The organism is Photobacterium sp. GB-1, from assembly GCF_003026165.1.
Classification (GTDB): domain Bacteria; phylum Pseudomonadota; class Gammaproteobacteria; order Enterobacterales; family Vibrionaceae; genus Photobacterium.
The window spans coordinates 1-26603 of sequence record NZ_PYOB01000037.1 but is presented as its reverse complement, the minus strand read 5'-3'; the positions used below and the strand labels follow the sequence as shown (position 1 = coordinate 26603).

Genomic DNA, 26603 nt, shown 5'->3' with positions numbered 1-26603 from the left:
TGCTGCCTCTAATTTAAATTCAGCACTAAATAATCGTCTTGTTCGTTTTGTCATGATGTCACCTATCCATGTTAAGAGGTGATGATATCACCTCTGAGTAGGTGGCCAAATTTAATGTACCACTACAAACATTAACTATTGACGCTAAAGTCTCTTACTATATAAGTGTTAATGTATTGGTTTAAATTCAACATTCTACTTCCACAGATGTGTACCTCATCCCCAAATTCGATACTCGCTACTTGACCTGCACAGTTAAGAGAGTGCTGGCATGACGATGAATGAGCCACTTTCTTTATAATGACAAGACAGTTTCTCCTCTAATCGAATCGTCGTTATCCATTCCTTAAGTCTTTTTAAAACATTATCCGCTTGATAAGCAACAACTCCTGATTAGTCAAAACATTCTTTACCTTGTGTACGGTGCTGTTGCGAACCTTACAAAAATGTAAAGTTCATGACAGGTTGGTGTATAGAACCTTATGTATTCTTTCAGCATCAAAACAAACATAAGGTTTTCAACATGTCTATTAAACGTATTTCTTTATTCCTTCTACCAGCAGCATTGTTATCAACATCAGCTTTAGCTGAAATGCCAACTCAAGGTTTTACACCGTCAATGGCAGTACAAACTCAACAACAAGGATTTACTGGACCAAGTTACGGCTTAAACACAGTGAAGGCTGTGCTTGATGCTGGCATGTTCAGTGATGATACACCGGTGGCACTGACAGGAAATATTACCCGCTCTTTAGGTGGTGAGCATTACACATTTACTGATGGTACTGGCTCTGTCACGATTGAGATTGATCATGACAAGTGGTTCGGCATCCAAGTTACACCGGAAACGAAAATAACGATCTCTGGCGAAATTGATAAAGAATTTAATCATACTGCTATTGATGTAGATTATATTCGAATTGCGAGTTAATACGCTCTAGATATCACGATAATTTCACAATTGTTGAAATAGTATAATCTCCTCATTAGTTACAGATAGATAAAATGAAAAAGTCAGTATTGCTTTCGTTAGCCCTCCTAAGTGGTAGTGCAGTGGCTTCGCCTTATATGGGTTTGGAATATGGTGCAGCATCAGTAAAACACGATTACCAAACACACTTTCTCGCTGATAATAAAACGGTTGTAGCTAGTGATTCTAGCTCTGTGTTCGGTGGTTTTATTGGCTATAAAACAGAAAACAATTATGGTCTTGAACTTAGCTATAAACAGTTTGATTTAGACGGGGATAGCAGTCAGTTACTTCTGTCTGATAAACCTGGATTTATTTTAGAGCGCGAGTGGGAGTCGGATTTATCGGTTAAACAAATTAGCCTAAAGCCTGTGATGTTTTACTCATTATCTGAAAACATACAGCTTAAAGGCGGTCTTGGTTTAACGTATAGCCATTATAAATACACCTCATCATCTCATGATGAATATGAGCACGTATTAAATGATGACATTGAGATAAATCTACCTCGCTCTGGTGGTGAGAATAAAAAAGACAGTGCGTTAGGTATTGTTGCAAGTGTTGGCGTTGATTATAACCTTTACCGAAATATTCACATTGGTGCGGCAATGGAATACTATGTAGATAGCATCGCGAATGGTGGCAATATTACGGTAAATACGTCGTACTTTTTCTGAGTATAAGCCTACCTCTAAAATAATTGCAGTGAGCGATGTTGTTAAAGCGCTCACTGCTTTTCTGTATTGATCTAGTTCATTTATTTTTATTGGACAGCACGTTTAGTGAGTCTGATTATATTACCGAGCGATTATTATGCGTATCTTGCTTGTTGAAGACGATATCAGTTTAAGCCGTTATGTTGAGAAAGGCCTCCAAGAAGCCGGACATAATATTTTATGTGTTGATGATGGGAGACATGCATTATCGATATGTCTCACGGAACAATTTGATATCGCGATTGTAGATCGAATGTTGCCAGGCTTAGATGGACTCGCGCTTGTTAAGGCATTACGAGCATCAAAAATAACCATGCCCGTATTATTTTTAACCTCGCTGGGGGGGATAGATGATCGCGTTGATGGATTAGAGGCAGGAGGCGATGATTATTTAACTAAGCCATTTGCTTTTTCAGAGTTATTGGCACGCTTGTCTGCGTTATCTCGTCGTTCACATCAGTTGCTAGAAAAAGCCACTAACGAATTGCACTATGCTGATGTTTCACTGAATTTATTTGATCATACCGCATGTCGCCAAGGGCAAAACTTACAGTTACAGCAGAAAGAGTTTCGTATTTTGGAGCTTTTTCTTCGTCATCCAGGCCGTGTGATCACACGAACTATGTTACTTGAGCATGTATGGGGATTGTATTTTGAGCCTCAGACCAGTGTAGTAGAAACACATATCAGTCGCTTGCGTAATAAATTAGAAAAACCGTTTGGCGATCAGTTGATCCATACCGTACGTGGGGCGGGTTACAAATTAGAGTGCAAAAAATGAGAAGCGCAATACTGCCGTTAATGGTCGAACGCATAAAGACATTTTGCGCTTCGCATCCTTGGTTACGTCATTCTGCGATTCAACAAGGAGTAATGTTTGTTACCGTCTCTATAGTGAGCTTGCTACTGATATCAAGTATCACGATTTCGTATGTTGATTATCATTTAGATGAATTAAATGACGAGATTGAGCAAAACATTGAAGCCTTTATGTATGGAATGACAACTGAAATAGACAAAGAACCTATTGATGAAGATGATGTTATCGATGTTTTAGTCACAGGCTTTACCTTATCTGGGATACTCGTTGTGCTACTGAGTGGCGTAATCGTCACTTACATGAGTAAACGTAACCAAGAAAAAATTGACCGTATTGAACATGTGTTAAAAATAGCATCAGAAGGCAATTTATCGGCAAGAACCACCGTTTCTCGGCAAGATAATGATCTGGATCGTATCAGTTATTCGGTGGATGAAATGCTCTCTCACTTACAAAGTGTTGTGGCGGCAATGAGCGATATTTCTGCCAATATTGCTCATGAATTGAAAACACCTATCACACGTTTGCAGTATCATTTACTGACTCTCGATGAAATGCTGGTTCAACAAAATACAGTTGATAGCCATCATTTATCTGAGCAGTTAGCATTAGCTGTCAAAGAATCTACTCGTTTGGCTGATATTTTTGATGCGCTATTGCGGATTTCACAAATTGAGTCAGGTCAACGTCGTCAACGATTTGAAACTGTAGATATTGTTGATGTAGTCAATATTATTGCGGATATCTATGTCGATGTAGCAGATGATGCAGGGATGGTCTTAAACGTTCATACGCCAAAGTCTCCGCTTGTTATTCAGGGTGATCGTGAATTGTTGATCCAGCAACTGGCTAATTTGGTGGAAAACGCATTGCGTTATTGCCCTAAAGGAAGTGAGCTTTCTCTGATTTGCCGACAAGAAAATGAATCCGTGATGATCGCGATGAAAGATAATGGCCCTGGTATTCCTGAATGCGAAAAAGAGCGAGTGTTTGAACGATTATACCGGATCAATAAAGCACGAAATGATGGTGGTTTAGGCATAGGGTTATCTTTAGTTAAAGCGGTAGCTGAATTACATAAAGGTGACGTAAAACTTTATGACTGTCATCCTGGGCTCGGTGTTGATATTCATTACCCTAAAGAAGAGTAATTTCCATTCACTGTATGATATTCAAAAAGGCCGATAAATATCGGTCTTTTTTGTATCAAACATTTAGGCTAGGTATAAAGATGATTAAAAATCAGAAATAAAGATGTAATTTTTCACATTCTTTTTAATTATTTTATCACTAAGTATAAATAGCCGTATTTTATGTATCATATAAATAATTTTAAACCTGATTAAATTTGTATTTGCCATTATTCAGTTATTGATGCTCTGCATCTTTAGGTATGTTAGGCTCTTGATAGTCTCCCCTAATATCAGCAGACACTATTTTAGCGCTCCACTTATTGTTAATCTGCTTTGCTATAATAGCGAATTGACCATATGTGGTACCGAATGAATGGTACTCTAGAGGGATATCCATACCGTCTATATGAAGTGTTCCTTTGATGTCCGTTAGCAGGCAATTACTCCTGTCATAAGGGGGCTGTTCCTGCTTTAACGATTGGGGACCTATATTATAAATATAATTAGGACTACATTCTGAAATTATTTGATAAAAAGTAAGTTTATTAATAGTGCCTAGTGTACTGTTTAAAACCGTATATTTTGGATAGGCGAAGGATGGAGCTGAAAATAGTAAAAAAGGGAGTATTGCTAAAAGAAGTTTTTTCATCACGTAGTATCCTTAACATCGATTATAGAATAAGTGACACGCGCTATGTATTTGTAAAAAAGTATATCTCTCAAGTGATCTGGTCGCTTATAAGTACATATATAAAGCCGCCAAAGAGCGGCTTTTTATTTTCCATTTGTCGTTATTTAGTTATTGAGGATTACCCTTACACCGAGGGAGTATCATCATATTTCGGGGTATCATCATATTGAGGATTATCATCATATTGAGGGGTATCATCATATTGAGGATTACCATCATATTGAGGGGTATCATCACTATTGTTATAGTTACCCAAAATATCGGCGGATACTATTTTTGCTGTTACCTTATTATCAACACGCTTCGATACAATAACGAATTGGCCATATGACGTACCTGATGAATGATATTCCAATGGTATATCTTCGCCATCAATGTGAAGTATTCCTTGGATACTCTTAAGCAGGCAAGCTCCCCTGCCATCAGAATCAGGCGTTAATGACCAGGGTGTTAGATTATCAATATAGTGCTCACCACAAAAAAGTCCGCTCATTTGTTTAAAGATAAGGTAGTCAACAGTACCTGAAGTACTGTTTAAAACCGTATATTTTGTATAGGCGAATGATGGTGTTGAAAAGAGTACAAAAGGGAGTACAGCTAAAAGAAGTTTTTTCATTAACTAGTGTCCTTTATATCGATTGCAAAATGAACGATACACGTAAAAGCATGTGCAAAAGGAATACTATTTAGATGATTAAAAAATAACTGTTTAAAATTAATTTCTGTATCGAGCTTGAGACACCTAATCTTAGATTTTTGAACCAATCTATGTTTTTTGTTGATATAGCCAAAGCGATGGGTATCGACACGGCAGCAATGACACAAGAGCAAGCAGTGAATGTAGCCCTTGAAGTCATTGATGTGCTATCTGAAAAGGTAGGGAGGAAACAACGCCTAGCAGATTTGGGTGTAACTGAAGACAAGCTAGCGTTCATGGCGTAAACGATGCGTGTTGTTTGGCCACCCCATACAAAGTGAGCTTCGAGGAAATCGTAGAAATCTTTAAAGCATGGATGTCATTAGCAATACCCTCCCAAAAGGTTGCTATCTTCCAGACTTTTTTATTCCGGTTGAGCCGTCGCCTCTTCAGTCCTGTCAGTGGAAAGCGTCACATAGCGTTGTTGCAGCTCCGCCAGTAACTCCAAGGTGTCAAATTCATCTAAAGAAGGACGATCACCAGCAAAGAACATAATGCTTTTATTAAACATCTTTGATAATTCTAAAAGTGTATCTAAGCGTGGTTGTGTTCGACCATTCTCTAAGTCTAAGTAGGTTTGTCTTGCTATCTTAAGGTGTTTTGCAGCATCGACTTGGGTCATGCCATGCTCTTCACGGGCTTGTTTTAGCCGGTGGTGAAAGATTAGGAGCTCATTCATTCTTTTATTCTTCTAAATTTAAAACGCCAAGATTGTATAGATAAACGATAAGTTGAAAAATAGGTGAAAGTGATTTTTGTGTCATTCAAAGTGAGTTTGGAAGGGGGGGCACTAATCAGAATGTAAAAGTTTCATGTTTAATCGACTGATTATGATTTTTCTTTGTAATCATCTATCGCGATTTGATTTTGACTCGTTTTTGAGGTAGAGAGTAGCCTGTTCATACCTTGAGTAGATTGTTGCTTACTCAAGGCTTTCGGAAAATGATTTAAGAAAAACGCAGTGACTTTGGATTAACGTTTCTGATTTTCTGCAATTTAACGCTTTTATCTTTTATCCTTTATCTTTATTTCTTTCTTCAAAAAATGCTCTAAAGTCGAATTTAGTACAATTTCCATTATCATTGCTCATTAGTGCAGGGTTACTCACGAGAACACAATGCTCATTATCGCTTACTGAGTCTTTTTCACTATGGCTACTGCAACCCATTAACACCAATATTAATGTGGTTAGCGTTATTACTTTTTTCAATTCAGACGCCTTACTTTAGATATTGCTTATTATAATAGAAATATGATCAACCTTATGATTATATAGAACTTAAATTCAAGATAATACCTAAAAAGTATATTTTGTTTGTGGGTTAAATACGATGAAATCTAAAGGCTATTTTATTTTCTATTATATATAGCCGCGCTATTGATTCATTTATTAACTTTTCATTAAGGCGTTATCTAGACAAGTTAGTGCTCTCGTCTAGATAATCTCTCTGCTCCTTTATTTTGCTTGAATCTTACCTGCTATACCTTTTTTAGATACGATTTTTTGCCACATTTCTGACATGTTTTTTTTATAAAAGCGACACAAAAAATTGCCACGCTATGAGCATTATTTAACTAGGACTCAATAGCATGGATAACATTATTGAAGTCAAAGCGTTGACAAAAACGTTTGGAAATAAAAAAGCTTTAGATGGGATCGATTTCAGTATTCATCATAAAGAAATGACGGCGCTCTTAGGCCCTTCGGGATCGGGTAAATCAACATTAATGCGCCATTTAAGTGGCTTAGTCTATGGCGATAAAGATCAAAACAGTGAGATCCGTGTTTTAGGTGAAGTGGTCCAAGCGCATGGTCGTGCAACGGTTGATATTCGACAAAGACGCGCCCAAGCGGGGTACATTTTTCAACAATTCAACCTTGTTAATCGCCTCACTGTCCTAACTAACGTATTAATTGGTGCCATGAGCCATACACCGTTGTGGCGTACTTTAAGTGGGCGATTTAGTTTAGATCAAAAACAGCAAGCGTTGGCGGCTTTAGAGCGAGTTGGGATGAGTGATTTTGCCTATCAACGTGTTTCGACTCTTTCTGGTGGGCAGCAACAACGTGTAGCCATCGCTCGTGCCTTGATGCAAAAAGCGAAGATCATTTTCGCTGATGAACCCATTGCTTCATTAGATCCAGAGTCTTCTCGTATTGTGATGGAATTACTGACAGACATTAACCAGCGGGAAGGGATTCCTGTGGTTGTTACTTTGCACCAAGTCGAGCATGCCCTTAAATATTGTAAACATGTCATCGCGTTAAAAGAAGGCAAAGTCTTTTATCAAGGTGAAAGCGCAAGCATCAGCCAACAAGAGCTTGAACAGCTCTATAGCTATCAACCCAAAGCCAATATTGATGAGAGTGAACCTCTACCACTCGCGTCAATAGAAACCCATTCCACCCCTTTACTACGTTAACACACAAAGGATATTGAAGATGTTACGAGCACTAAAGACGATGGTTTGTAGTCTTGGACTACTTACAGCTGCAACAGCGATCCCCGTTTCTGCTGAAGAGCAATTGGAATCGCTTAATTTCGGTATTATTTCGACTGAATCACAGCAAAATCTCAAAACAGTGTGGGACCCGTTCCTAAAAGATATGAGTGATAAGCTGGGCATGGAAGTGAAAGCGTATTTTGCGCCAGATTATGCAGGCATTATTCAAGGTATGCGTTTCGATAAAGTTGATGTCGCTTGGTTTGGTAACAAATCAGCGATGGAAGCGGTTGACCGAGCTGGGGGCGAGGTTTTCGCGCAAACGGTAGACTCCGAAGGTAATCCTGGTTATTGGAGTTTATTGATCACCCATAAAGACAGCCCAATTAACAGTGTTGAAGACATGATTTCTCAGCGTTCGGAGCTCGCGTTTGGTAATGGCGATCCCAATTCAACATCAGGTTTTCTTGTACCGTCATACTATGTCTTTGCAAAAAATAACATTCAACCGTCAGAGTTTAAGCGCACGTTGAATTCTAGTCATGAAGTGAATCTCTTTGCTGTTGCAAATCAGCAAGTGGATGTAGCGACGAATAATACCGAAAGCATGCGCCGTTTCGAGCTTACCAATCCAGAAAAGTTTGCCAATATCAAAGTGATTTGGCAGTCACCACTGATTCCATCCGATCCTATTGTGTGGCGTAAAAATCTCCCTGATTCAGCAAAAAATGAAATTTACAGTTTTTTCATGGATTACGGTACTTCTGGTGATGAGAAAGAGCTAGCCGTTCTAAAAGAACTTGGTTGGGCTCCTTTTAAACCATCGAGTGACTTACAGCTGCTACCCATTCGCCAGCTAGCGCTCTTTAAACAGTTAAATAGCTTGAATAAACAAACAAGTTTAACCAAAGAGCAAGCGTCAAAATTAGAATCAGCGAAGAGTAAGCTTGCTGTTCTAAACCGCCAAATGAGTGCTCTTGAAGCAATGGAATAGCGTCGCATGGGCTGGAGGCGCGAGTTTTCCAGCCCTTTGCTGCCACACAGTTTTTAATGGATAGATGCAATGAGCAGTTCAACTCAAAATATCCCAATGGGTCCCACTTCTCAATGGAAGCGCTTTGCAATCATGTTATTGGTTGCGTTTGTTCTTGCTTGGTCTTGGCAAGGTGCAGAAATGAATCCAGTTCAATTAATAAAAGATTCTGGAAACATGATTGAGCTAGGGGCGGATTTTTTCCCGCCAGATTTTACTTACTGGAAACTTTACCTCGAAGAGACCTTGATAACGATACAAATTGCATTGTGGGGGACGATATTAGCCGTCGTTATTTCTATCCCATTTGGATTGATGTGCTCAGAAAATATAGCCCCTTGGTGGATATATCAGCCAATGCGTCGCTTGATGGATTCTGCTCGAGCAATCAATGAAATGGTATTTGCAATGCTATTTGTTGTTGCTGTTGGGTTAGGACCTTTTGCCGGCGTACTTGCGTTATTTGTACATACCACAGGGGTACTTGCAAAACTGTTTTCTGAAGCGGTCGAAGCGATTGATATTGGCCCAGTAGAAGGCGTTCGTGCGACAGGAGCCAATAAAATTGAAGAGATTTTATATGGCGTTCTTCCTCAAGTATTACCGCTTTGGATTTCTTTTACGTTATATCGGCTTGAGTCGAACGTTCGTTCGGCCACTGTGGTAGGCATGGTGGGTGCTGGTGGTATAGGGGTTCTGTTATGGGAAGCGATAAGAGGTTTTCAGTTCCAACAGACCGCTTGCATTATGTTGATCGTCATTGTCACTGTGAGTTTGATTGATTTTGCCTCACAACATATCCGAAAAATGTTTATTTAATATTTTTCATAACTTGTCTAGATAAGTCACCCGTGATGCTGAGAGATTGATGATGAGAGTGTATTTGAATATTGCGAAACACTTAGAAGAGGATGTTCGCCGCTATTTTCAAGCCGGTGACTATTTACCATCAGAATCAGTACTTGCTAAACGGTTTAATGTAAATCGTCATACCGTGCGTCGTGCGATAGATGAGCTGGTGTTTAATGGGATGATCGAACGCCAACAAGGACGAGGCAATATGGTGGTTAGCCAACCATTCGAGTACCCATTACATGCCGGGGCGCATTTTACTGATAATTTGTTGGAGCAGGGCAGTTTACCAACGAGTCGAGTGATCGAACGAGGTTTAACTCGTGCAAACGACAAGGTGGCAGCTCTCTTTGGTGTCTTACCTGAGTCATCGATTATTAAACTCACCACATTAAGAAAAATTGATGGTGTACCAGCCAGTGTGATTGACCATTACCTCTCTGATGTGAACTGGTGGCCTGCTGTAAAACATTTTGAAGTGGGATCGCTTCATCACTATTTGAGAGACAAACTAGACGTTCAACTGACGAGACGTTCGACGCGGTTGAGGGCCGTTATGCCCACCAAAACGGATTGTCGTCTACTACAACTTCCTAGCAAAACGCCAGTTATGGCATTTAAAACCACCAATGCCTTAAAGGGCACTGATCGGATCGTGGAGTTTTCATCTTCACATACACGATCGGATTTGGTTGAAATTGTTTTGGAGCACTAAATGGAAACGGAACAAAGAACGCAACGACAAAAGTGGATGGCTGTGTTAGCTCGATGCGATCATCGTGCCTTAGCTAACGGTTGGCAACAACTTGGTTTAGATCCGAGTTATCACTTTGTTCGAGAACCTGAGATTGGTCTAGCCCAAGTTCGCGCAAGAATGGGTTCAACAGGGAGCCAGTTTAATATCGGTGACGTTACGATGACGCGAACAGTGATCCAACTTGATAGTGGAGAGCTAGGGTATAGCTACATCACAGGTCGTGATAAATCTCACTCTGAGATAGCGGCTGTGATTGATGCCCTAATGCAAACATCGATGCAAAGCGATCTGCATCATCGTCTCATTAACCCGTTAAATGCCGACATTGTGAAGCAAGAACAGTCTCGGGCTCAACAGGTTTCCGCCAGCAAGGTGGACTTTTTCACCATGGTGAGAGGAGAAGATGAATGAGCCAGCTAGTAAAAGGATTTGATTGTCCAGTTCATGACGCTCAGCAGACTTTTCGTTTATTAATGGACGCAATGGCTAAACCTGGTCTCGTGGTTGAATTACCAAGTGATGTTCGCTTTGGTGGTGTTAGCAAAGCCGCAACACAGTTAATGCTTACTCTGGTGGATAACTCGACGCAAGTATTTATGTCTTCGCACTATTTAAATGATCCGTCTTTCATTGAGAATGTCCGTTTTCATTGCGCCGCTTCTTTAACACAAATAAGAGAGCACGCTGATTTCGGGTTGTTAGCAGGTAACGAAATAACAACGTTAAACGGTTTTTCTAAAGGCGAAGAGAATTATCCAGACAGAAGTGCCTCCCTCATTATAGAAGTGGACTCGTTACAATCTGGTATTGAGCTGTCGCTGACAGGCCCCGGTATTCAAGGACAAAACACGGCCTATATCAATGGATTATCAAACGAATTACTTGCAGCGGTATTGAATGGGCGAGGGGTATTTCCGCATGGCGTGGATCTTTATTTAACAAGTGGTCGCCAAGTTATGGCGCTACCTAGAACAACGCAAATTCGATTAAATAATAAAGAGGATACGCTATGTACGTTGCTGTAAAAGGTGGGGAAAAAGCCATTGCCGCCGCACATCGGCTTCAAGAGAAAAAACGTCGCGGTCCAACCTCTCAACAACCTCTTGAGGTCGCTCAGATATCTGAACAGTTAGCTGGCGCAACAGACAGAGTGATGACAGAAGGCAGTGTTTACGATAAAGAGTTGGCAGCCCTTGCCATTAAACAGGCCGGAGGTGATTTAATTGAGGCGATATTTTTACTTCGAGCTTATCGCACAACACTGCCAAGATTTGCTGTTACTGAGCCGTTACAAACTGAAAGTATGCGTATTGAGCGTCGAATTTCAGCGGCATATAAAGATCTCCCTGGGGGGCAGATACTGGGGCCTACTTACGATTATACCCACCGTTTACTTGATTTCACGCTACTGGCAGAAGGTGGTGAACAGGCGCATATCTGTAGCGAAAGTGATGATAAAGAACAGCCGCTGAATAACACTGAAACACCAGCGTTAAGCCCCCAAGTTCTGCAGATTTTAGAGAAACTAGAGCTGGCAGTACAAGAGTCAGATAACGGGGAATTACCGGAAGATATAACCGTAACTCCACCTGCTTATCCTGCTAATCGAAGCGCAAGATTACAACAATTATCACGATGCGATGAAGGGTTCTTACTTGCGCTGGGGTATTCGACACAACGCGGTTATGGACGCAATCATCCTTTCGCAGGTGAGATCCGTTCAGGCCAAGTGACATTAGAAATTATTCCTGAAGAATTAGGCTTTGCTGTCGAAATTGGCGATATCGAATTGACAGAGTGTCAAATGATAAACGCATTTACAGGGAGTAAGACTGAAAAAGCCAAATTTACCCGAGGGTATGGAATTAGCTTTGGCTTTTCAGAACGCAAAGCGATGTCGATGGCATTGGTTGATCGTTCACTACAACATAAAGAGTACGATGAAGAGCCACAAGGCCCCGCTCAGGACGAAGAATTTGTTCTGTCACATGGCGATAATGTTGAAGCCTCCGGTTTTGTTAGCCATTTGAAACTTCCTCACTATGTTGATTTTCAATCTGAGCTTGAATTGATTCGAAAACTACAAAAAGAGTATGACGAGCAACAGAGTGAAATCATCAAAGAGGGCCTTCATGATGTTTGATTCAAACCAAACCGGTGGCTACAACTATGGCTACTTAGATGAGCAGACGAAAAGGATGATACGTCGAGCACTGCTAAAAGCGATTGCGATACCGGGTTATCAAGTTCCGTTTGGTGGCCGAGAAATGCCGATGCCTTATGGATGGGGGACGGGAGGTATTCAAATTACAGCGGCGATAATCGGACAGCAAGATGTGCTTAAAGTGATTGATCAGGGCGCTGACGATACGACCAATGCCGTTTCTATTCGTCAGTTTTTTAAAAAAGTGGCAGCGGTTAAAACGACCGAAAAAACCAGTGATGCGAGCTTGATTCAAACACGTCATCGCATTCCTGAGAAACCGTTGAATGAAGGGCAGATATTGATTTATCAAGTTCCTATTCCTGAGCCATTACGTTTTATCGAGCCACGTGAAACAGAAACACGGAAAATGCATGAATTGGAAGAATATGGTGTGATGCATGTAAAACTGTATGAAGACATTGCACGATATGGCCATATTTCAACGTCTTACGCTTACCCTGTTGAAGTGAATGGTCGATATATTACTGATCCTTCTCCGATCCCCAAGTTCGATAATCCTAAAATGCATCAAATGCCTGCTCTACAACTGTTTGGGGCTGGCCGAGAAAAACGGATTTATGCCATTCCACCTTATACCGATGTGAAAAGTCTCGATTTTGATGACTACCCTTTTGAAATTCAGCAATGGGATGAACCCTGCAGTATTTGTGGCTCGACAGATAGCTTCTTAGACGAAGTCGTAACCGACGATCAAGGAGGGAGAATGTTTGTCTGTTCAGATACGGATTATTGCCGTGAACAACAAGCGCTGCAAAAGAGTAAGGAGACGACATTGTGTCTTTAATGGATGTTGAAAAGAGTCGGAATGAGACGGTTGTGAATCAAACCTGTGATGAATTACAACCTCTGCTTAAAGTGACGCAGCTGACGAAATTGTATCAAGCTGAGAAAGGCTGCCAAGAGATCGATTTTGAACTTTGGCCAGGTGAAGTATTGGGGATCGTTGGGGAATCAGGCTCGGGGAAAAGTACCTTACTCCGCGTTCTATCAGGCCGTGAAGTACCTGATAGTGGCGATGTTCAGTATCAAATTGACACTAATCATAGTGTTAGCCTGTTTGGTTTGTCTGAAAGTGAACGTCGTCGTTTGTTGCGCACAGAGTGGGGCGTGGTACATCAGCATCCAATGGACGGTCTTCGTTCTAGAGTGTCTGCTGGTGGCAATATTGGCGAACGTTTAATGGCTGTTGGTAACAGACATTACGGGGATATTAGAGCACAAGCGATTGATTGGCTTGGGCAAGTTGAAATCCCCTTAGACCGAATTGATGATATGCCTATTACGTTCTCTGGCGGTATGCAACAACGGTTACAAATAGCACGAAATTTAGTGACGCATCCAAAGTTGGTATTTATGGATGAACCAACCGGTGGACTAGATGTATCGGTACAAGCCCGACTCCTTGATTTAATTAGAAATCTAGTTGTTGATTTAGGGTTGTCTGTCGTCATTGTAACGCATGATCTTGCCGTTGCTCGTTTGCTTGCTCATCGATTAATCGTGATGAAAGAAAGCCGCATTGTTGAAACGGGGTTAACTGATCAAGTATTAGATGATCCACAGCATCCTTACACGCAATTACTCGTTTCATCGGTATTACAAGGATAAGAAGCATGATGAATACTCACAATAACAAAGTAATGCTTCGGGTTGAAAATATCAGCAAAACGTTCGTATTGCATAATCAAAGTAGCGCGCGAATACCTGTTCTTGATAACAGCCGTTTTCAGGTGGAAAGCGGTGAATGCGTGGTGTTACTTGGGCATTCAGGCTCAGGTAAAAGTACACTTCTTAAAGCACTCTACGCCAATTATTTAGTCGATGCTGGGCACATTCTTGTTCGCAAAAATCGAAATAATAATGACTGGGTAGATCTCGCCAATACGACACCTAAATCGATTCTTGAGGTAAGAAAGCATACCGTAGGTTGGGTGAGTCAATTTTTACGGGTTATTCCTCGTATCAGTGCATTAGATGTGGTCAGCCAGCCTTTGATTGATTTAGGTGTCGATAAAGATGAGGCGCGTGAAAAAGCACAGGTCCTTCTTCGTCGGTTAAATGTACCGGAAGCACTTTGGCACCTTGCTCCAGCGACGTTTTCTGGCGGAGAGCAGCAACGCGTTAATATCGCAAGAGGGTTTATTGTCGAATCGCCTATTCTCTTACTTGATGAACCTACCGCGTCATTGGACGAGAAAAACTGCCAAGTTGTTGTCGAGTTAATTTCAGAGGCTAAGCATCGTGGTGCCGCGATTGTTGGTATTTTCCATGATGAGTCAGTTCGTAAACGCGTAGCAGATAAGATTTACGATATGTCCACGGCACAATTGAGTGAAATTGATCATTAAAAAGGAAGTCATGATGATTATTACCAATGTACAACTGGTATTGGAAAATGAAGTTATTAATGGTTCGATTGAAATCAAGGATGGTTTGATTCGAGCAATGTCGGATTCAAGCAGCCAGCGACCAGAAGCAATTAATGCAAATCAAAGTTTTTTAATGCCGGGCCTGATTGAGCTTCATACCGATAATTTAGAAAAATACTTTACCCCAAGACCGAAAGTCAATTGGCCTGCATTGTCAGCAATGGCAGCGCATGATGCTCAGTTAATTGGCTCTGGTATTACGACTGTTTTAGATGCGATTGCGGTTGGTGATGTGCGTGATGGAGGACACCGACAGGAAAACCTCGACAAAATGATTGATACCATTATCGAAAGTGGAAAGTTGGGGTTAAATAGGGCCGAGCATTTTGTGCATATACGATGTGAGTTACCGCATTCAGCGACAGTGGAATTGGCAGAAAAATATCTCGACTTAGAACAGATCCACATGGTGTCGTTGATGGATCATTCTCCCGGCCAACGTCAGTTTGTCAATATCAACAAATATAATGAATACTACCAAGGTAAATACAACCTAAGTGATCAACAAATGGCAGAGTTTGAGCAATATCAGCGAGCTCAGTCTCTACAGTGGTCAGGTACTAATCGAAAAGCGATAGCCAAATTGTGTCGTGAAAAACACATACCTTTAGCGAGTCATGATGATGCAACGTCGTTACATGTCGAAGAATCACATTCACTAGGAATGGTATTAGCTGAGTTTCCGACGACGATTGAAGCCGCTCAACGTTCACATGAGCTTGGATTAAAAGTGATGATGGGAGCACCAAACGTTGTACGTGGCGGCTCGCACTCAGGAAATATTGCGGCACATGAATTAGCAACGCTGGGTGTATTGGATGCGCTGTCGTCTGATTACTTTCCTAGCAGTTTGCTTGATGCTGTTTTTAAGTTAGCAAGCGATGAACGTAACGCGCTTGATTTAGCATCAGCGACGCGCTTAGCAACGGCTAATCCAGCGGCGGCACTCAACTTGACGGATAGAGGGACTATAAAAGAAGGGTTGAGAGCTGACGTAATGCTTGTTGGTCGTAAAGCCAATCAAGCCGTGATTGAACAAGTATGGCGCCAAGGCAATCGGGTTTTCTAGAGGAGAAACAGTGTTGGCTAGGTTGTTCTATATATTAGGTGCATCTGGCGCGGGTAAAGATTCTCTTATCAATGCGGTTCGAGAAAGTTTAAGTGAACGATTGATGATCGCACATCGATATATTACTCGACCTGCATTTATGGGGAACGAAAATCATATAGCGTTATCGGATACCGAATTTGATTTACGTATAAATCGTGGGCTATTTGTCATGCACTGGCAGGCGAATGGTTGTCGATATGGCGTTGGCAATGAAGTGGATGATTGGCTCAATAAGGGATTGGATGTCATGGTTAATGGCTCCAGAGCTTATTTAGAAACCGCCAAGGCACGCTTTGGTGAACAACTTCAAGTGGTGTGGATCTCAGTTAGCCCTGAAGCCCTAGAGCAACGGTTACAGTTTCGAGGGCGAGAAAGTGAAGAAGAGATAACACAACGGTTGGAGCGCGCAGTGGCTTATGACGCTGTAAGACCACCATGTGCAATTGTGGTTGATAATAGTGGCTCTCTTCAAAGCAGTACTGAGCAGTTTCTTGCTCAAATGAAATATGCTGTATACGAGTCTTAATCAAAAAACGTAGTGGGGTAATTATGTTATCACTGACATTACTCGGCACAGGTGCCGCTGGTGGTGTTCCCCTATATGGTTGTCATTGTTCTGCATGTGAGGCTGCAACCCATGATCATCACCTCGAAAGAAAACCCTGTTCGGCGATGATAGAGTGGGGAAATGCGCAGAATAAAAAGCGTTTGCTTATTGATGCAGGCATCATGGATCTTCATAAGCGTTTTTCTGTTGGTTCATATATTGGCTTTTTGCTCACTCATTTTCATGTAGATCATGTTCAAGGTTTGTTTCATCTGCGTTGGGGAAATGGCGCCTTAATTCCTGTCTGGTGCCCTGATGATCCTTTAGGCTGTGCTGATCTACTGAAGCATTCCGGCTGTTTACATTTTCGTCCGTATCTTCAGCATGGAGTACCTTTTAATGTCGAAGGGTTGAAAATTACACCACTGTCGATGCAACACTCCAAACCTACGTTTGGGTATCTGTTTGAGTGTGATGGAAAGACAGTCGCTTACTTAACAGATACCGATGGTTTACCTCTGGAGACTGAGCAGTACTTATTGTCAGTAAATAAACTTGATGCATTAGTGCTAGATTGCTCTTTTCCACCGACATTAGCACGAGGTAATCATAGCGATATTGATACAGCCTTTGATGTTTATGAACGCCTACGACCAAAGCAATTTATCATTACCCATATAGGACATGAATTAGATTGTTGGCTGCAAGATAACCAAGTCCCTAGCTCGTTAGTTATTGGTGGTGATGGGTACAAAGTGGATTTGATGTAACTGATTGATTAATAAAATAGAGCATAGCTTTTCTTATTAATGTTTTGTATCAGGATTATCGAGTTAGATTATTGCTCAATGCGGTGAGAGTTCGAACAATATATAAGATGGTAGAGAAAGAAGGGGCGACTCTTTTGACCGTGAATGTTATGCATACAGAATTTGCGAAAAAGAGATAAGCGGCCCCTTAAGAGCCACTTCAATTTTTATCTTTATCTTATTTTTGTAGCGCTGCGATTGCTGCGTCGTAGTTAGGCTCATCAGTAATCTCTGCTACAAGTTCAGCATGGATCACAAGACCTTCCTCGTTTAGTACAACAACAGCACGAGTAGCTAAATCACGAAGTGCGCCTTCAGCGAGTTTAACGCCGTATGCTTCTGCAAATTCAGGGCTACGGAATAGAGAAGCCGTTTGAACGTTCTCAATACCTTCTGCTGCACAGAAACGACCAGTAGCGAAAGGCAAGTCAGCAGAGATACATAGCACAACTGTATTTTCAGTGTTTGCGGCTTTTTGATTAAATGCTTTTACACCAAGTGCACAAACCGGTGTATCGATGCTTGGGAAGATATTTAAAACAACTTTTTTACCTTTTACTGAATCAAGCGTGATGTCAGAAAGATCAGCGCCGCAAAGGGTAAATGCTGGTGCTTGAGTACCTACAACAGGGAATGTACCTGCAAGTTGAACAGGTGAGCCTTGGAATGTTACTTGAGTCATTTTTTACTTTCCTTTTATATAGCACGCAAATGGTGTGCAACTTTTTATTCACACACTATATACACAAAAGAATAAATTAATAGTGGTCAGTAGCATATTTAACCAAGGTCATACCACTAAGTGATTTTATTGTCTTTTAAGTTGCATTTACATCGAGGATAAAACTGATTATTTAATCGCCACAATTCAAAAGTAAAAACGCGATGCTGACTTAATTACTTTTTTGTAAGTGCATCAGATGTCGCGCTTTGTTGAAATTGTGATAACAGCATAAGTTTGAGCGTATTTGTTAAAGTTGTTGCGACTTTTACAGATAACGTAACTGAATGGTTATATCTTGTGTTGCGAGATGACATATTCAGTTCGAGCTATCAATGATGAGATTGACAACATTTGTTGATAGAGATCCACAACTTGCGTTGAGACAATAAGAATGAAAAAAATAATCCTATTAGCCGTTTGTGCCATGTTTGGCATTGCCGTTATGGCGAGTATGGCATCGACCTACTTTATATCTAGCCAAAAGATAGACAATATCATCCTCGATAAATCTCAAATACAGGCGGAATTCTTAGCCAAAAATGCAGGATATATTCTAGAAAATTCCGATACCCCTAAAAAAGATCTTCAAGCATTAGTCGATGATTTGAAACAACGTTCTGATGTTAGCTATGCCATTGTTATCGATAATAATGTTACAGCTGTTGCACATAGCGATAAGCAAAAGCTAAACAAAAAATATGATGATGCGTATACCGTAGACGGCGCGACAAAAGGCGTCCAACAATATTCCAAATGGTATGCCGATGTACAAAAGGTATGGGTGTTCGACATTATGGCGCCAATCTATGTGAATGGTCAGCTTTACGGCACATTTGATATTGGCATTCCCATTACCGAAGTAAGCCAAGCAACCAATGGCATTATCACTTACCAGCTAGGTTCGATGATTGTGATCTTCGTACTTTGTTTAATAGTGCTATCTCTACTGCTTAATAAATTAATGCGCCCACTATCGGTACTTAAAGATGCATTGCATGATATCTCGCAAGGTGATGGTGATTTAACGGTGCGCTTACCAATAAAAGGTAATGACGAAGTTGCCCAGATCTCGTCAGCGTTTAATGTATTTGTGGAAAAAGTACATGGCATTATTTCCCAAGTGGTGAATTCTGGCGTGGAATTAAATGGTTCTGCCATCGCACTACGTGAGCAGTCACAGCAAGCACTCGCGAGAGGACAAGAGCAAAATGAACAAACCATGCTAGTTGTGACATCAATGAATGAAATGATTGCCACGGTTAATGAAATTGCGTCTAACGCCGCGAGTGCCGCAGATGCCGCAAGCATGGCAACCAATGAAACCCAAGAAGGGTATAAAACGCTACAACGAACAACAACGGCCATCTCTAACCTTGAAAATGAGATGAACAGTACTTCAAATATCATTGTTAGCTTGGCGGATAATACGCAATCTATAGGTACGATTCTTGAAGTAATACGTGGGATCTCAGAGCAAACTAATTTACTGGCATTGAATGCCGCGATTGAAGCAGCAAGAGCGGGTGATGCTGGGCGCGGGTTTGCTGTTGTTGCTGATGAAGTACGTAATCTTGCAACGAAAACAGCCCAATCAACAGATGAAATTGATGCCATGATCCACCAGTTACAAACAGAAGCCCAGAGCGCGGTAGGCTCAATGAGTAACAGTAAGGCACTGATTAACGAAGGGGCAACCGAAACAGAACATGCGCGACAAGCACTTGAATCTATTTCACAGCAAGTCACCACTATTTTAGATATGAATACCCAAGTGGCGACAGCCACTGAGCAGCAATCAACAGTGGCAAATGAGATTAACTTGAATATGGATACGGTGAGTCACTTAGTTAAACTTGGTTTGAACGCCAGTGAACAATTAGAGGCATCCAGCCAACAACTTGCTGACTTATCGCAAACGCTGGATAAGCATGTAGGGACATTCAAAATATAATAATGATGCTTGGAAAAAGGCGACGTTAGAGCTAATGCCATTTGTGAAAAGCGAATGGCATTTCTTTTTTGTAAGCTAGATATCTAATAAAACTTGCTTTTAGAATAATGCTTAAACATTATTAAAACCTTAGCAAAATTAGAATATTACTGAAATTTCAATCGTGAATATCAATAACTTACAGTATGATAAATTCACCTTGTTTTCAGAGCTATCATCATGTCTAAAACCATTGATTTTTATCACCAAAATGCACAAAGCCTGAGTGAGCAATATCAGTCGTTAACCTTTGAGCAAGTACATAAAAATTGGCAAGCGCATTGGCCTGTCAGTTCATCGAAAGATGCCTTAAAAGTGCTTGATATTGGTGCAGGGGCTGGACGTGATGCGCTATGGTTTGCGGAGCATCATTGTGATGTCTATGCAATAGAGCCAGCACAAGCATTACGAGAACAAGGTGAAAAATATACTCGGCAGTATGATGATAAAATCACTTGGCTTGATGATCAGCTACCCGAGCTACACAGTATTGTAGAGCTTGGTATGCGCTTTGATTGTATTTTGTTATCTGCGGTCTGGATGCACCTTTCTTCTTGTGCGCGTGAGCGAGCATTTCGCAAATTATCTAACCTATTGGCACCGAGTGGAAAGCTAGTGATCTCGCTGCGTTATGGTGATTTTTCTGATTCTCGCAAAGCCTATGATGTCAGTGTTGAAGAACTGGAACAATTAGCCAATAAACATGCCTTACAAGTTAACTTCATTTCTGAACATGATGCCGATGAATTAGGTCGTAGCAGTGTGCAATGGCAAACCGTGGTGATGCAGTTGCCTGATGATGGTACGGGTGATCTGATCAAGGTTAGGCAAATCATTGTTAATGATGCTAAGTCTGCCACGTACAAGCTTGCGTTACTTCGTACTCTTTTACATATCGCTGACGTACACCCCGGTGCAGTTCTCAGCCGTGAAGATAATAAAGTTCGATTGCCATTGGGCTTAGTGGCACTTTATTGGATAAGACAATTTAAACGCTTAATCGATATTGATATTGATGGCTTTGGTATCCAACAAAGTAGCGACAGTAAAAAAGGCTTAGGCTTTGTAAAAGAGCAAGGCTGGAAAAAACTGACACACCTTAGTGCAGATGATTTATCTATTGGGGCGATGTTTACGGGTGATGAAGCTAAAGCACTCCAAACAGCGATCCGAGATAGTTTGAAAACAATTCAAGATGGCCCTGTTACGTTTATTTATCAGGGGGATAAAAATAATACGTTATTTCAAATGGAGCGTGAAAAAGTACGTACAGCAGATTGCTTTGTACTTGAGCTAGAAGCGTTAGCTGAATTTGGCTATTTCGTGCTAGACGAAAGTTTGTGGGAATGTCTGCGATTATACAGTAGCTGGATAGAGCCATTAGTCGTGAATCAATGGATAGCAGAAATGCGTCGTTATAAGTTAAATGAAGCGCGAGATATTCCGCTACAAACTTATTACGACTGTCTAAAGTGGATTGATGAAAGTCATGACACCCGAGGTGTACGCCAGAAGATCATTGCTTTACAGCAAACCGGTGTAGAACTGGAAAGTGTATGGAGTGGTAAACGCTTACAGCCTGATTATCAGGTAGATCATTGCTTACCGTTTGCTTATTGGCCGAATAATGATAAGTGGAATTTATTGCCTGCCAGCAAAAATGAGAATAACCAAAAAAGGGCACGAGTGCCGACAAGACGCCGTTTAATTGATTCGAGAGAGCGTATCGTTAATTGGTGGCAAGTAGCATGGCAAACAGAGCAAGAGCAAAAACGTTTTTTTGATGAAGCGGTATTATCACTGCCTCATTTACCGTTAGCATGTCGTAACTTTGATGATGTTTTTGAATCGATGGGTTTACAAGTTAATGGTGTTAAAAGTCGTTTGCTGGTCGGCGAGTGGTAAAACTTATGGATATAAGTATTAATTTTGAGTTAGCTAAATGATCAATGAGCTTAATGGGAATTTTATCTAACTTACCTAGAAAAACGTCATTTAAAATAATTGCTCTACAGCTACTTTAGGAAGATACCTTGAGAGTGAATACAGATTTATTTAGTTTATCGGCAGAAGTTCAGGCTGAAATTAATGAGCGCCACGAGTATGAACAAGAATTAAGTCGTCGACATTGTTCTTATGTTCATTTTATTGCAGAAAGCATCAATCAACCTGATTCTTACCGTTCTATTGATGATCCTGAATATCGAGAACCGACACCGAGTGAAATACGCGAGGTATTTGAACATTTAGCGTATGTTCATAGTAAAGGCATCGTGACAAAAATGCTGGGTATAAAGGGGAAATCGAACCCTATGCGAACAATTAACCGCTGGATAGATGGAGAGTCGTCAATTCCTTATCCTGCTTGGCGATTACTGCTGATTCTTGATGGCAGAGTGGTTCAAACAAATAGGCTTCCTACTGAAATAGGAGAAAAGCCATGGAAGAAATACTATAAGAAAGTATGACGATTTTTTATTTGATTTCAGAGTTTGAATATTTTAGTCGTTATATGTGTAAGAGGAATTACACATATTTATATAATTAAAACTAGTTCAATAATAAATGATTAAAAGACAAGTGATGGAAAATATTTACCCCATCACTAATGTTTATTATTGTTCTTTACTGCTTTTCTCGGCTGTTTCCATTAATTTCATCGAGTCTTTGTAATCGCCAAATTTTGTTGGCTCTGTTAATTTTAAATCTTTTTTCATTGATGTACTGAAAGTACCGTCTTTTAGGATAACAGACAGTATGCTGTAGGCTGGAATAGTGACTTTGTTCGCACCATCAAGATCTTGAAGAAAAGCACCCGATTTCGTGTAAGCGATAAATTGTTGGGTATAGTCTTCAGTGCTGCCATGCGGTAGGCGAAGGTTAATAGTGATCATAAGTGTCCTTAAATTTTACGTTATTTGGGATATGAATAAACGTAGAGATTGGCTGATTGAGTAAGGTAATGTTTAAGAGATAAATTTCGCACTAGCTGTTGAAATGTCTTTCATCTGGCGACATACCAAGATTTAATGTTTGGTAGCATTTGTGTAGATTTAAAAACATACCTTCCTGCTCAATCTCTTTCGTCATTAGCTCTCGTAAGCTTTCTAACGTGTGGTTATCTTGTACTTCTATCGTGTAAATACCTGTTTCACCCATGCGCTGTTTAGCCTTTTTTGAAGGTTCATTAGCTATTTCTACTTTGTGAATTTTGACACCAAGCTTTGACAAAAAGGCTGGCATAGTCGCAGTACCGCAAATACATTCAGATCGAAAAGTCATTAGTTTCATGGTGTCGGTACTCAAAAGTAAAAGTCAGTCGAATGTTGAAACGCTGTATAGAGAGTGGATAGGAAGCTTACGGCTTTGAAAGATAGTAACAATTAAGGATAGTTAATTTTTATTATGATCCTGATTTTATACAGCGCTCTGCGCTTGCAAAAAGGTTATTACATATCGTCTGTTGTTTGTTATGTTCAGCTGTTCCTACTATTAAGGAATCCAGTACTTCTTTGGCTTTGTGGTAGTCTTCAACGATAAGAGCAAATCGATCTTCAAAAGCATTCTTTCTTATTTTTTTTCCAGGTTTCTTTCCAGATTTACGCATCATGATCTCGCTATATTAGAGGTGTAGTGCAAAGACAATCATCTAACTCAGTAATGAAGAAAAGATATTGCAGAATAGATGTGATGAATTAAATGGAAGAGAAACAGAGAAGCTTTTAATGGAATATTTAATTAATCGTTGTTTTGCATCGGCTATTGTACAGGTTATTCAAATAATAGATATAAAAATAAATCCAACAATAAAATGTGTTTTAAATCAATTGCTTGGTTTTCATTTTCTTATTTTGATAAAATAAACATATACAGCCTATCGATTTAGTGCTCTACTGTAATGGCTCTGTTGTTCAGAGTTATTAATGAAACATCAAGTAAAAGTAAAACCCTCAGAATATCTTCGTTATTGTTGCCATCCTCTGTGTTTCCCTTAGCTTCTTCGTCACATCGATAATTCAGACTCTTAGTACTTCGCATTTGCGATATTTTATGAATTTATTTAAGGGACACATTATGTCTAATAAAAATACTGGTTTAGTAAAATGGTTTAACGAAGATAAAGGCTTTGGTTTTATTACCCAAGACAATGGCGGTGCAGATGTATTTGTACATTTTCAAGCTATCGTTTCTGAAGGTTTTAAGACATTGATGGATGGCCAAAAGGTTTCTTTTGATGTCGAACAAGGTCAAAAAGGTCTTCAAGCTTCAAATGTCGTTGCTTTATAAGACTTTCTAAAGGGTAGCATTTTATTGCTGCCCCATTATCGAACACTTAAAAATATTGCTTTTATCATTATTATATTTGTTTCTATTATTTCTCGATAAAGTTTAGATAATAATCATAGTAATAACTTAAAATAAATAGGAAATATAAATGTCAGTATATAATATTATGTACATTAATGATTTAGATAAAATAATTAAATCTGAAACTGTTTTTATGAAATGTTTAAGAGGTGCGAAAGTATCATCTTCTTCATATGCTCCTTTTTTCACGGTAAAAATTGAATTGAGAGATATTGTCGGAAAATTATTAGCGACTAAAGAAAATAATGCTTGGGTTAATAATGATAAATAGACAAAAAACAACTAAAAAAGAGTTAGAAAAAGCACATCACTTAGGTGTGATTAGAAGAAGAATTTAAGATGTAAGTAATATAGTGCTATTGCTTTCATGGCTCATTCCTTTGATATGTCTTTTCTAATTAAAATTTAACATTCAATATCGCTATTCCCAACGCCTAATTCGGATAAGCCATTATTTTAAATTGCTTATATTTCGCTGTAGTTTAGCGTTACTAGCCAGTTAAAATAATGACATTATATCGAGCTTGCCGACACCCATAATACCATTAAAAAATAGTGGTATTATGGGGTGTAATACCACTAGTCATCATTGTTAGAATATATCATCGAGAAAAAATACTATTAATGAGATTTATTAACCAAGTCAATAACATCATAAAATAAGATGAAACTGGGTTTGATGAAGATTCATTATTTGGATGAGATGTCGTTGTTTCACTGTTGTCGGTATCAGACGATTCGCTGATATCTTCAGTCGTATCAGGTTGTTCATCATTTGGCGTAACAGATTCACTATTGTTTTCAGGTTCAATAGGTTGATTGAAGCTCACTGATACCACAACACCGGGTCTATCACTGAATAAATAATTATATTCTTGACCCAATAAGGTAACCACCTCCCCGTTATCAATCAGTGTCCCACATCGTAGAATATCGAGTGGATCATTTTCTCCATCGAGTGAGCTACACAAATTATGTTGCCAGTTTTCGTTATCAAAGTAATAAAGTACGTTTGAATAAACTCGACCATCAACAGAAACTTCTAGATTGACCGATTCATAGGATGAAATGTCATATTGTTCGGGGCTGAATGAATTAACTTGTACCCAAGTAGTCGCCTCAGTTAAATTATTAATCTTTTCACAATTACCGCATCCTAATTCAAAATTAATTCCCTGTTTCAGTTCTTTAATCGCATTGAACTTTCCATCTGAGAAATCATTTAAATGAGTTTTTGAGATGATTTGAGATAACATAATAGCAGCATCATTTCTTTCAACTACTCGTGGCGAGTAACGTTCAAAGCCCAATAATTTTGCGGCATCAGATGCTGTAATTCTAAAATCAGGTAATGTAAACAAAGTATATTCATCATACATGCCTTTTTTCAAATAATAAGTTACTTCACCCGTGTCAGAAATATGTATTCCTGCAGTTATCCATCCCGATAATGGTTGATAGCTATTTAGAAACCTCACATCAAAGTTATTTTTTTTAGGTATTCGGACATGAAGCCTATCCTGATAAATCCAAAGCCCCGGATAATGATCTTTTAGTTGATTATTATTTAATCTCTTCACTGTTAGTCTAAATGATGTAACTTGAGAAGCCTCGCCTAAATAGAGTTGTCCATAAAAGTAAGGGTTGTCTTCCTTTACCCAAGGTTGACCATAAAAGAAAAAATCATCTTGTCCATCATCATCAGAAACAGCATATATATTGCTTTCTGCCGCTCCAGGATGTAAGGCATACCATGCCTCATTCCGATTTTTACTTGCAAACACTAACGCATGTTGTTCAGTGTTCGGAACTGTTTGAGAAACAATATATTCAGGAGCACCTCTCTGAGTGCCTGATAAACCAAAACCTTGACCAGCCCAGCCCTTAGAATATGAAAAAGAATCACCTATAAAATCTGTTGAGTAATCAACTTCTGTGATTTGTGTTCCGGCAGGTTCGTTTTTAAAAGAATCGTATGATTGAGAATAAGATAAAGAAGATAGGGCGAGTATTGGAATTGCAATGAAAGAACCACGTAAACTAAAAAGCATAATATCTCCAGCCTTAAGATAGAAAAATTAAATGCACCAAAAAATGAGACCGTAGATTTTAAAATATAATTTCAAAAATTATTAAAATTAATTATTAATATAAAAATTGAAATGTATATTGTCATAAAATAAAGACATTAATGTAAGTGTATTAATATTATAATTATTTCATATTTATATGGGGATTTAATCTTCATTGTTTTTTCTAATAGAAAATTGCGTCTATTATATAA

31 protein-coding genes are annotated in these 26603 nt (G+C 39.6%); 23 read left to right on the top strand and 8 right to left on the bottom strand.

Going from position 1 to position 26603, the window contains the following annotated elements; all coding sequences use genetic code 11:
* The first annotated feature begins 523 nt into the window (after positions 1–523).
* From C9J45_RS20640 to C9J45_RS20625, 4 genes are all read left to right on the top strand, one after another.
* Positions 524–931: a NirD/YgiW/YdeI family stress tolerance protein gene (locus tag C9J45_RS20640; protein ID WP_146144333.1), complete on the top strand. Its 408-nt coding sequence runs from the start codon at positions 524–526 to the stop codon at positions 929–931.
* A gap of 74 nt (positions 932–1005) precedes the next feature.
* On the top strand, positions 1006–1647 hold the full coding sequence (locus C9J45_RS20635; RefSeq protein WP_107247560.1) for an AcfA family outer membrane beta-barrel protein: 642 nt from the start codon (positions 1006–1008) through the stop codon (positions 1645–1647).
* A 136-nt stretch (positions 1648–1783) separates the two neighbouring features.
* Complete coding sequence (locus tag C9J45_RS20630; RefSeq protein WP_107208631.1) at positions 1784–2467, top strand: response regulator transcription factor; 684 nt, start codon at positions 1784–1786, stop codon at positions 2465–2467.
* The gene (locus C9J45_RS20625; RefSeq protein WP_199190698.1) at positions 2464–3657 is read left to right on the top strand and encodes a cell wall metabolism sensor histidine kinase WalK; all 1194 of its coding nucleotides are present in this window, start codon (positions 2464–2466) and stop codon (positions 3655–3657) included. Before C9J45_RS20630 ends, C9J45_RS20625 begins: the two co-directional genes overlap by 4 nt.
* A gap of 217 nt (positions 3658–3874) precedes the next feature.
* On the opposite strand, the gene C9J45_RS20620 is transcribed toward C9J45_RS20625, so the two are convergent.
* Positions 3875–4288 (bottom strand): hypothetical protein, encoded by a 414-nt coding sequence (locus C9J45_RS20620; RefSeq protein ID WP_107292957.1) that lies wholly within the window; start codon positions 4286–4288, stop codon positions 3875–3877.
* Between the two features lie 166 nt (positions 4289–4454).
* The gene (locus C9J45_RS20615) at positions 4455–4946 is read right to left on the bottom strand and encodes a hypothetical protein (RefSeq protein WP_107292956.1); all 492 of its coding nucleotides are present in this window, start codon (positions 4944–4946) and stop codon (positions 4455–4457) included.
* A gap of 152 nt (positions 4947–5098) precedes the next feature.
* Here C9J45_RS20615 and C9J45_RS20610 point away from each other — a divergent pair, with 152 nt between their 5' ends.
* Positions 5099–5272, top strand: coding sequence for a hypothetical protein (locus tag C9J45_RS20610; RefSeq protein ID WP_233217788.1), 174 nt, complete (start codon positions 5099–5101; stop codon positions 5270–5272).
* A gap of 119 nt (positions 5273–5391) precedes the next feature.
* Here the strand turns inward: C9J45_RS20610 and C9J45_RS20605 are convergent, their stop codons facing one another.
* Positions 5392–5706 carry a helix-turn-helix transcriptional regulator gene (locus tag C9J45_RS20605; RefSeq protein WP_107208628.1) on the bottom strand — a complete coding sequence of 105 codons (315 nt, stop codon included), beginning with the start codon at positions 5704–5706 and terminating at the stop codon, positions 5392–5394.
* A 911-nt stretch (positions 5707–6617) separates the two neighbouring features.
* Here C9J45_RS20605 and phnC point away from each other — a divergent pair.
* The 13 genes from phnC to phnP all read left to right on the top strand — a co-directional run bounded on the left by phnC (position 6618) and on the right by phnP (position 17198).
* A complete protein-coding gene (gene phnC, locus C9J45_RS20600) occupies positions 6618–7451 on the top strand; it encodes a phosphonate ABC transporter ATP-binding protein (protein WP_107292955.1) in 834 nt (277 codons plus the stop codon).
* A gap of 19 nt (positions 7452–7470) precedes the next feature.
* Positions 7471–8466, top strand: coding sequence for a phosphonate ABC transporter substrate-binding protein (gene phnD / locus C9J45_RS20595; RefSeq protein WP_107247564.1), 996 nt, complete (start codon positions 7471–7473; stop codon positions 8464–8466).
* Between the two features lie 69 nt (positions 8467–8535).
* Positions 8536–9324, top strand: a complete 789-nt coding sequence (gene phnE / locus C9J45_RS20590) for a phosphonate ABC transporter, permease protein PhnE (protein WP_199189217.1) — start codon at positions 8536–8538, stop codon at positions 9322–9324.
* A 52-nt stretch (positions 9325–9376) separates the two neighbouring features.
* On the top strand, positions 9377–10072 hold the full coding sequence (gene phnF, locus C9J45_RS20585) for a phosphonate metabolism transcriptional regulator PhnF (RefSeq protein ID WP_107287312.1): 696 nt from the start codon (positions 9377–9379) through the stop codon (positions 10070–10072).
* Positions 10073–10525 (top strand): phosphonate C-P lyase system protein PhnG, encoded by a 453-nt coding sequence (gene phnG, locus C9J45_RS20580; protein WP_107291180.1) that lies wholly within the window; start codon positions 10073–10075, stop codon positions 10523–10525. It abuts the gene before it with no gap.
* Positions 10522–11139 (top strand): phosphonate C-P lyase system protein PhnH, encoded by a 618-nt coding sequence (gene phnH, locus C9J45_RS20575; protein WP_107292954.1) that lies wholly within the window; start codon positions 10522–10524, stop codon positions 11137–11139. The genes phnG and phnH overlap by 4 nt, the downstream gene beginning before the upstream one ends.
* Positions 11124–12257, top strand: coding sequence for a carbon-phosphorus lyase complex subunit PhnI (locus C9J45_RS20570; protein WP_107292953.1), 1134 nt, complete (start codon positions 11124–11126; stop codon positions 12255–12257). Before phnH ends, C9J45_RS20570 begins: the two co-directional genes overlap by 16 nt.
* Positions 12247–13125 carry an alpha-D-ribose 1-methylphosphonate 5-phosphate C-P-lyase PhnJ gene (locus tag C9J45_RS20565; RefSeq protein ID WP_005363794.1) on the top strand — a complete coding sequence of 293 codons (879 nt, stop codon included), beginning with the start codon at positions 12247–12249 and terminating at the stop codon, positions 13123–13125. The genes C9J45_RS20570 and C9J45_RS20565 overlap by 11 nt, the downstream gene beginning before the upstream one ends.
* The gene (phnK, locus tag C9J45_RS20560) at positions 13125–13949 is read left to right on the top strand and encodes a phosphonate C-P lyase system protein PhnK (protein ID WP_107247569.1); all 825 of its coding nucleotides are present in this window, start codon (positions 13125–13127) and stop codon (positions 13947–13949) included. Before C9J45_RS20565 ends, phnK begins: the two co-directional genes overlap by 1 nt.
* A 5-nt stretch (positions 13950–13954) precedes the next feature.
* Positions 13955–14689 (top strand): phosphonate C-P lyase system protein PhnL, encoded by a 735-nt coding sequence (phnL, locus tag C9J45_RS20555; protein ID WP_199190697.1) that lies wholly within the window; start codon positions 13955–13957, stop codon positions 14687–14689.
* A 13-nt stretch (positions 14690–14702) separates the two neighbouring features.
* The gene (gene phnM / locus C9J45_RS20550) at positions 14703–15839 is read left to right on the top strand and encodes an alpha-D-ribose 1-methylphosphonate 5-triphosphate diphosphatase (protein WP_107291176.1); all 1137 of its coding nucleotides are present in this window, start codon (positions 14703–14705) and stop codon (positions 15837–15839) included.
* A 13-nt stretch (positions 15840–15852) separates the two neighbouring features.
* Positions 15853–16407: a ribose 1,5-bisphosphokinase gene (gene phnN, locus C9J45_RS20545; RefSeq protein ID WP_107292958.1), complete on the top strand. Its 555-nt coding sequence runs from the start codon at positions 15853–15855 to the stop codon at positions 16405–16407.
* Between the two features lie 23 nt (positions 16408–16430).
* Positions 16431–17198 carry a phosphonate metabolism protein PhnP gene (phnP, locus tag C9J45_RS20540; RefSeq protein ID WP_107292952.1) on the top strand — a complete coding sequence of 256 codons (768 nt, stop codon included), beginning with the start codon at positions 16431–16433 and terminating at the stop codon, positions 17196–17198.
* A 217-nt stretch (positions 17199–17415) separates the two neighbouring features.
* On the opposite strand, the gene tpx is transcribed toward phnP, so the two are convergent.
* Positions 17416–17919 carry a thiol peroxidase gene (tpx, locus tag C9J45_RS20535; protein ID WP_107208617.1) on the bottom strand — a complete coding sequence of 168 codons (504 nt, stop codon included), beginning with the start codon at positions 17917–17919 and terminating at the stop codon, positions 17416–17418.
* Between the two features lie 466 nt (positions 17920–18385).
* On the opposite strand from tpx, the gene C9J45_RS20530 reads away from it, so the two are divergent.
* From C9J45_RS20530 to C9J45_RS20520, 3 genes are all read left to right on the top strand, one after another.
* Positions 18386–19912: a methyl-accepting chemotaxis protein gene (locus tag C9J45_RS20530; protein ID WP_199188123.1), complete on the top strand. Its 1527-nt coding sequence runs from the start codon at positions 18386–18388 to the stop codon at positions 19910–19912.
* A gap of 219 nt (positions 19913–20131) precedes the next feature.
* A complete protein-coding gene (locus C9J45_RS20525) occupies positions 20132–21856 on the top strand; it encodes a class I SAM-dependent methyltransferase (protein WP_107292951.1) in 1725 nt (574 codons plus the stop codon).
* 134 nt (positions 21857–21990) lie between these two features.
* The gene (locus tag C9J45_RS20520; protein ID WP_158260235.1) at positions 21991–22419 is read left to right on the top strand and encodes a hypothetical protein; all 429 of its coding nucleotides are present in this window, start codon (positions 21991–21993) and stop codon (positions 22417–22419) included.
* Positions 22420–22566: 147 nt separating this feature from the next.
* Here the strand turns inward: C9J45_RS20520 and C9J45_RS20515 are convergent, their stop codons facing one another.
* From C9J45_RS20515 to C9J45_RS20505, 3 genes are all read right to left on the bottom strand, one after another.
* On the bottom strand, positions 22567–22845 hold the full coding sequence (locus tag C9J45_RS20515; protein WP_107208613.1) for a hypothetical protein: 279 nt from the start codon (positions 22843–22845) through the stop codon (positions 22567–22569).
* Positions 22846–22936: 91 nt separating this feature from the next.
* Entirely contained in the window at positions 22937–23233 is a 297-nt protein-coding gene (locus C9J45_RS20510) for a hypothetical protein (protein ID WP_233217853.1), read from the bottom strand.
* A 121-nt stretch (positions 23234–23354) separates the two neighbouring features.
* Positions 23355–23558 (bottom strand): hypothetical protein, encoded by a 204-nt coding sequence (locus C9J45_RS20505; RefSeq protein WP_107208611.1) that lies wholly within the window; start codon positions 23556–23558, stop codon positions 23355–23357.
* A gap of 467 nt (positions 23559–24025) precedes the next feature.
* Here C9J45_RS20505 and C9J45_RS20500 point away from each other — a divergent pair, with 467 nt between their 5' ends.
* Both C9J45_RS20500 and C9J45_RS20495 read left to right on the top strand, forming a co-directional pair.
* Positions 24026–24238, top strand: a complete 213-nt coding sequence (locus tag C9J45_RS20500; protein ID WP_005363823.1) for a cold-shock protein — start codon at positions 24026–24028, stop codon at positions 24236–24238.
* A gap of 148 nt (positions 24239–24386) precedes the next feature.
* A complete protein-coding gene (locus C9J45_RS20495; protein WP_107208610.1) occupies positions 24387–24590 on the top strand; it encodes a hypothetical protein in 204 nt (67 codons plus the stop codon).
* 331 nt (positions 24591–24921) lie between these two features.
* On the opposite strand, the gene C9J45_RS20490 is transcribed toward C9J45_RS20495, so the two are convergent.
* The gene (locus C9J45_RS20490; protein WP_107292949.1) at positions 24922–26370 is read right to left on the bottom strand and encodes a hypothetical protein; all 1449 of its coding nucleotides are present in this window, start codon (positions 26368–26370) and stop codon (positions 24922–24924) included.
* Positions 26371–26603 lie beyond the last annotated feature (233 nt).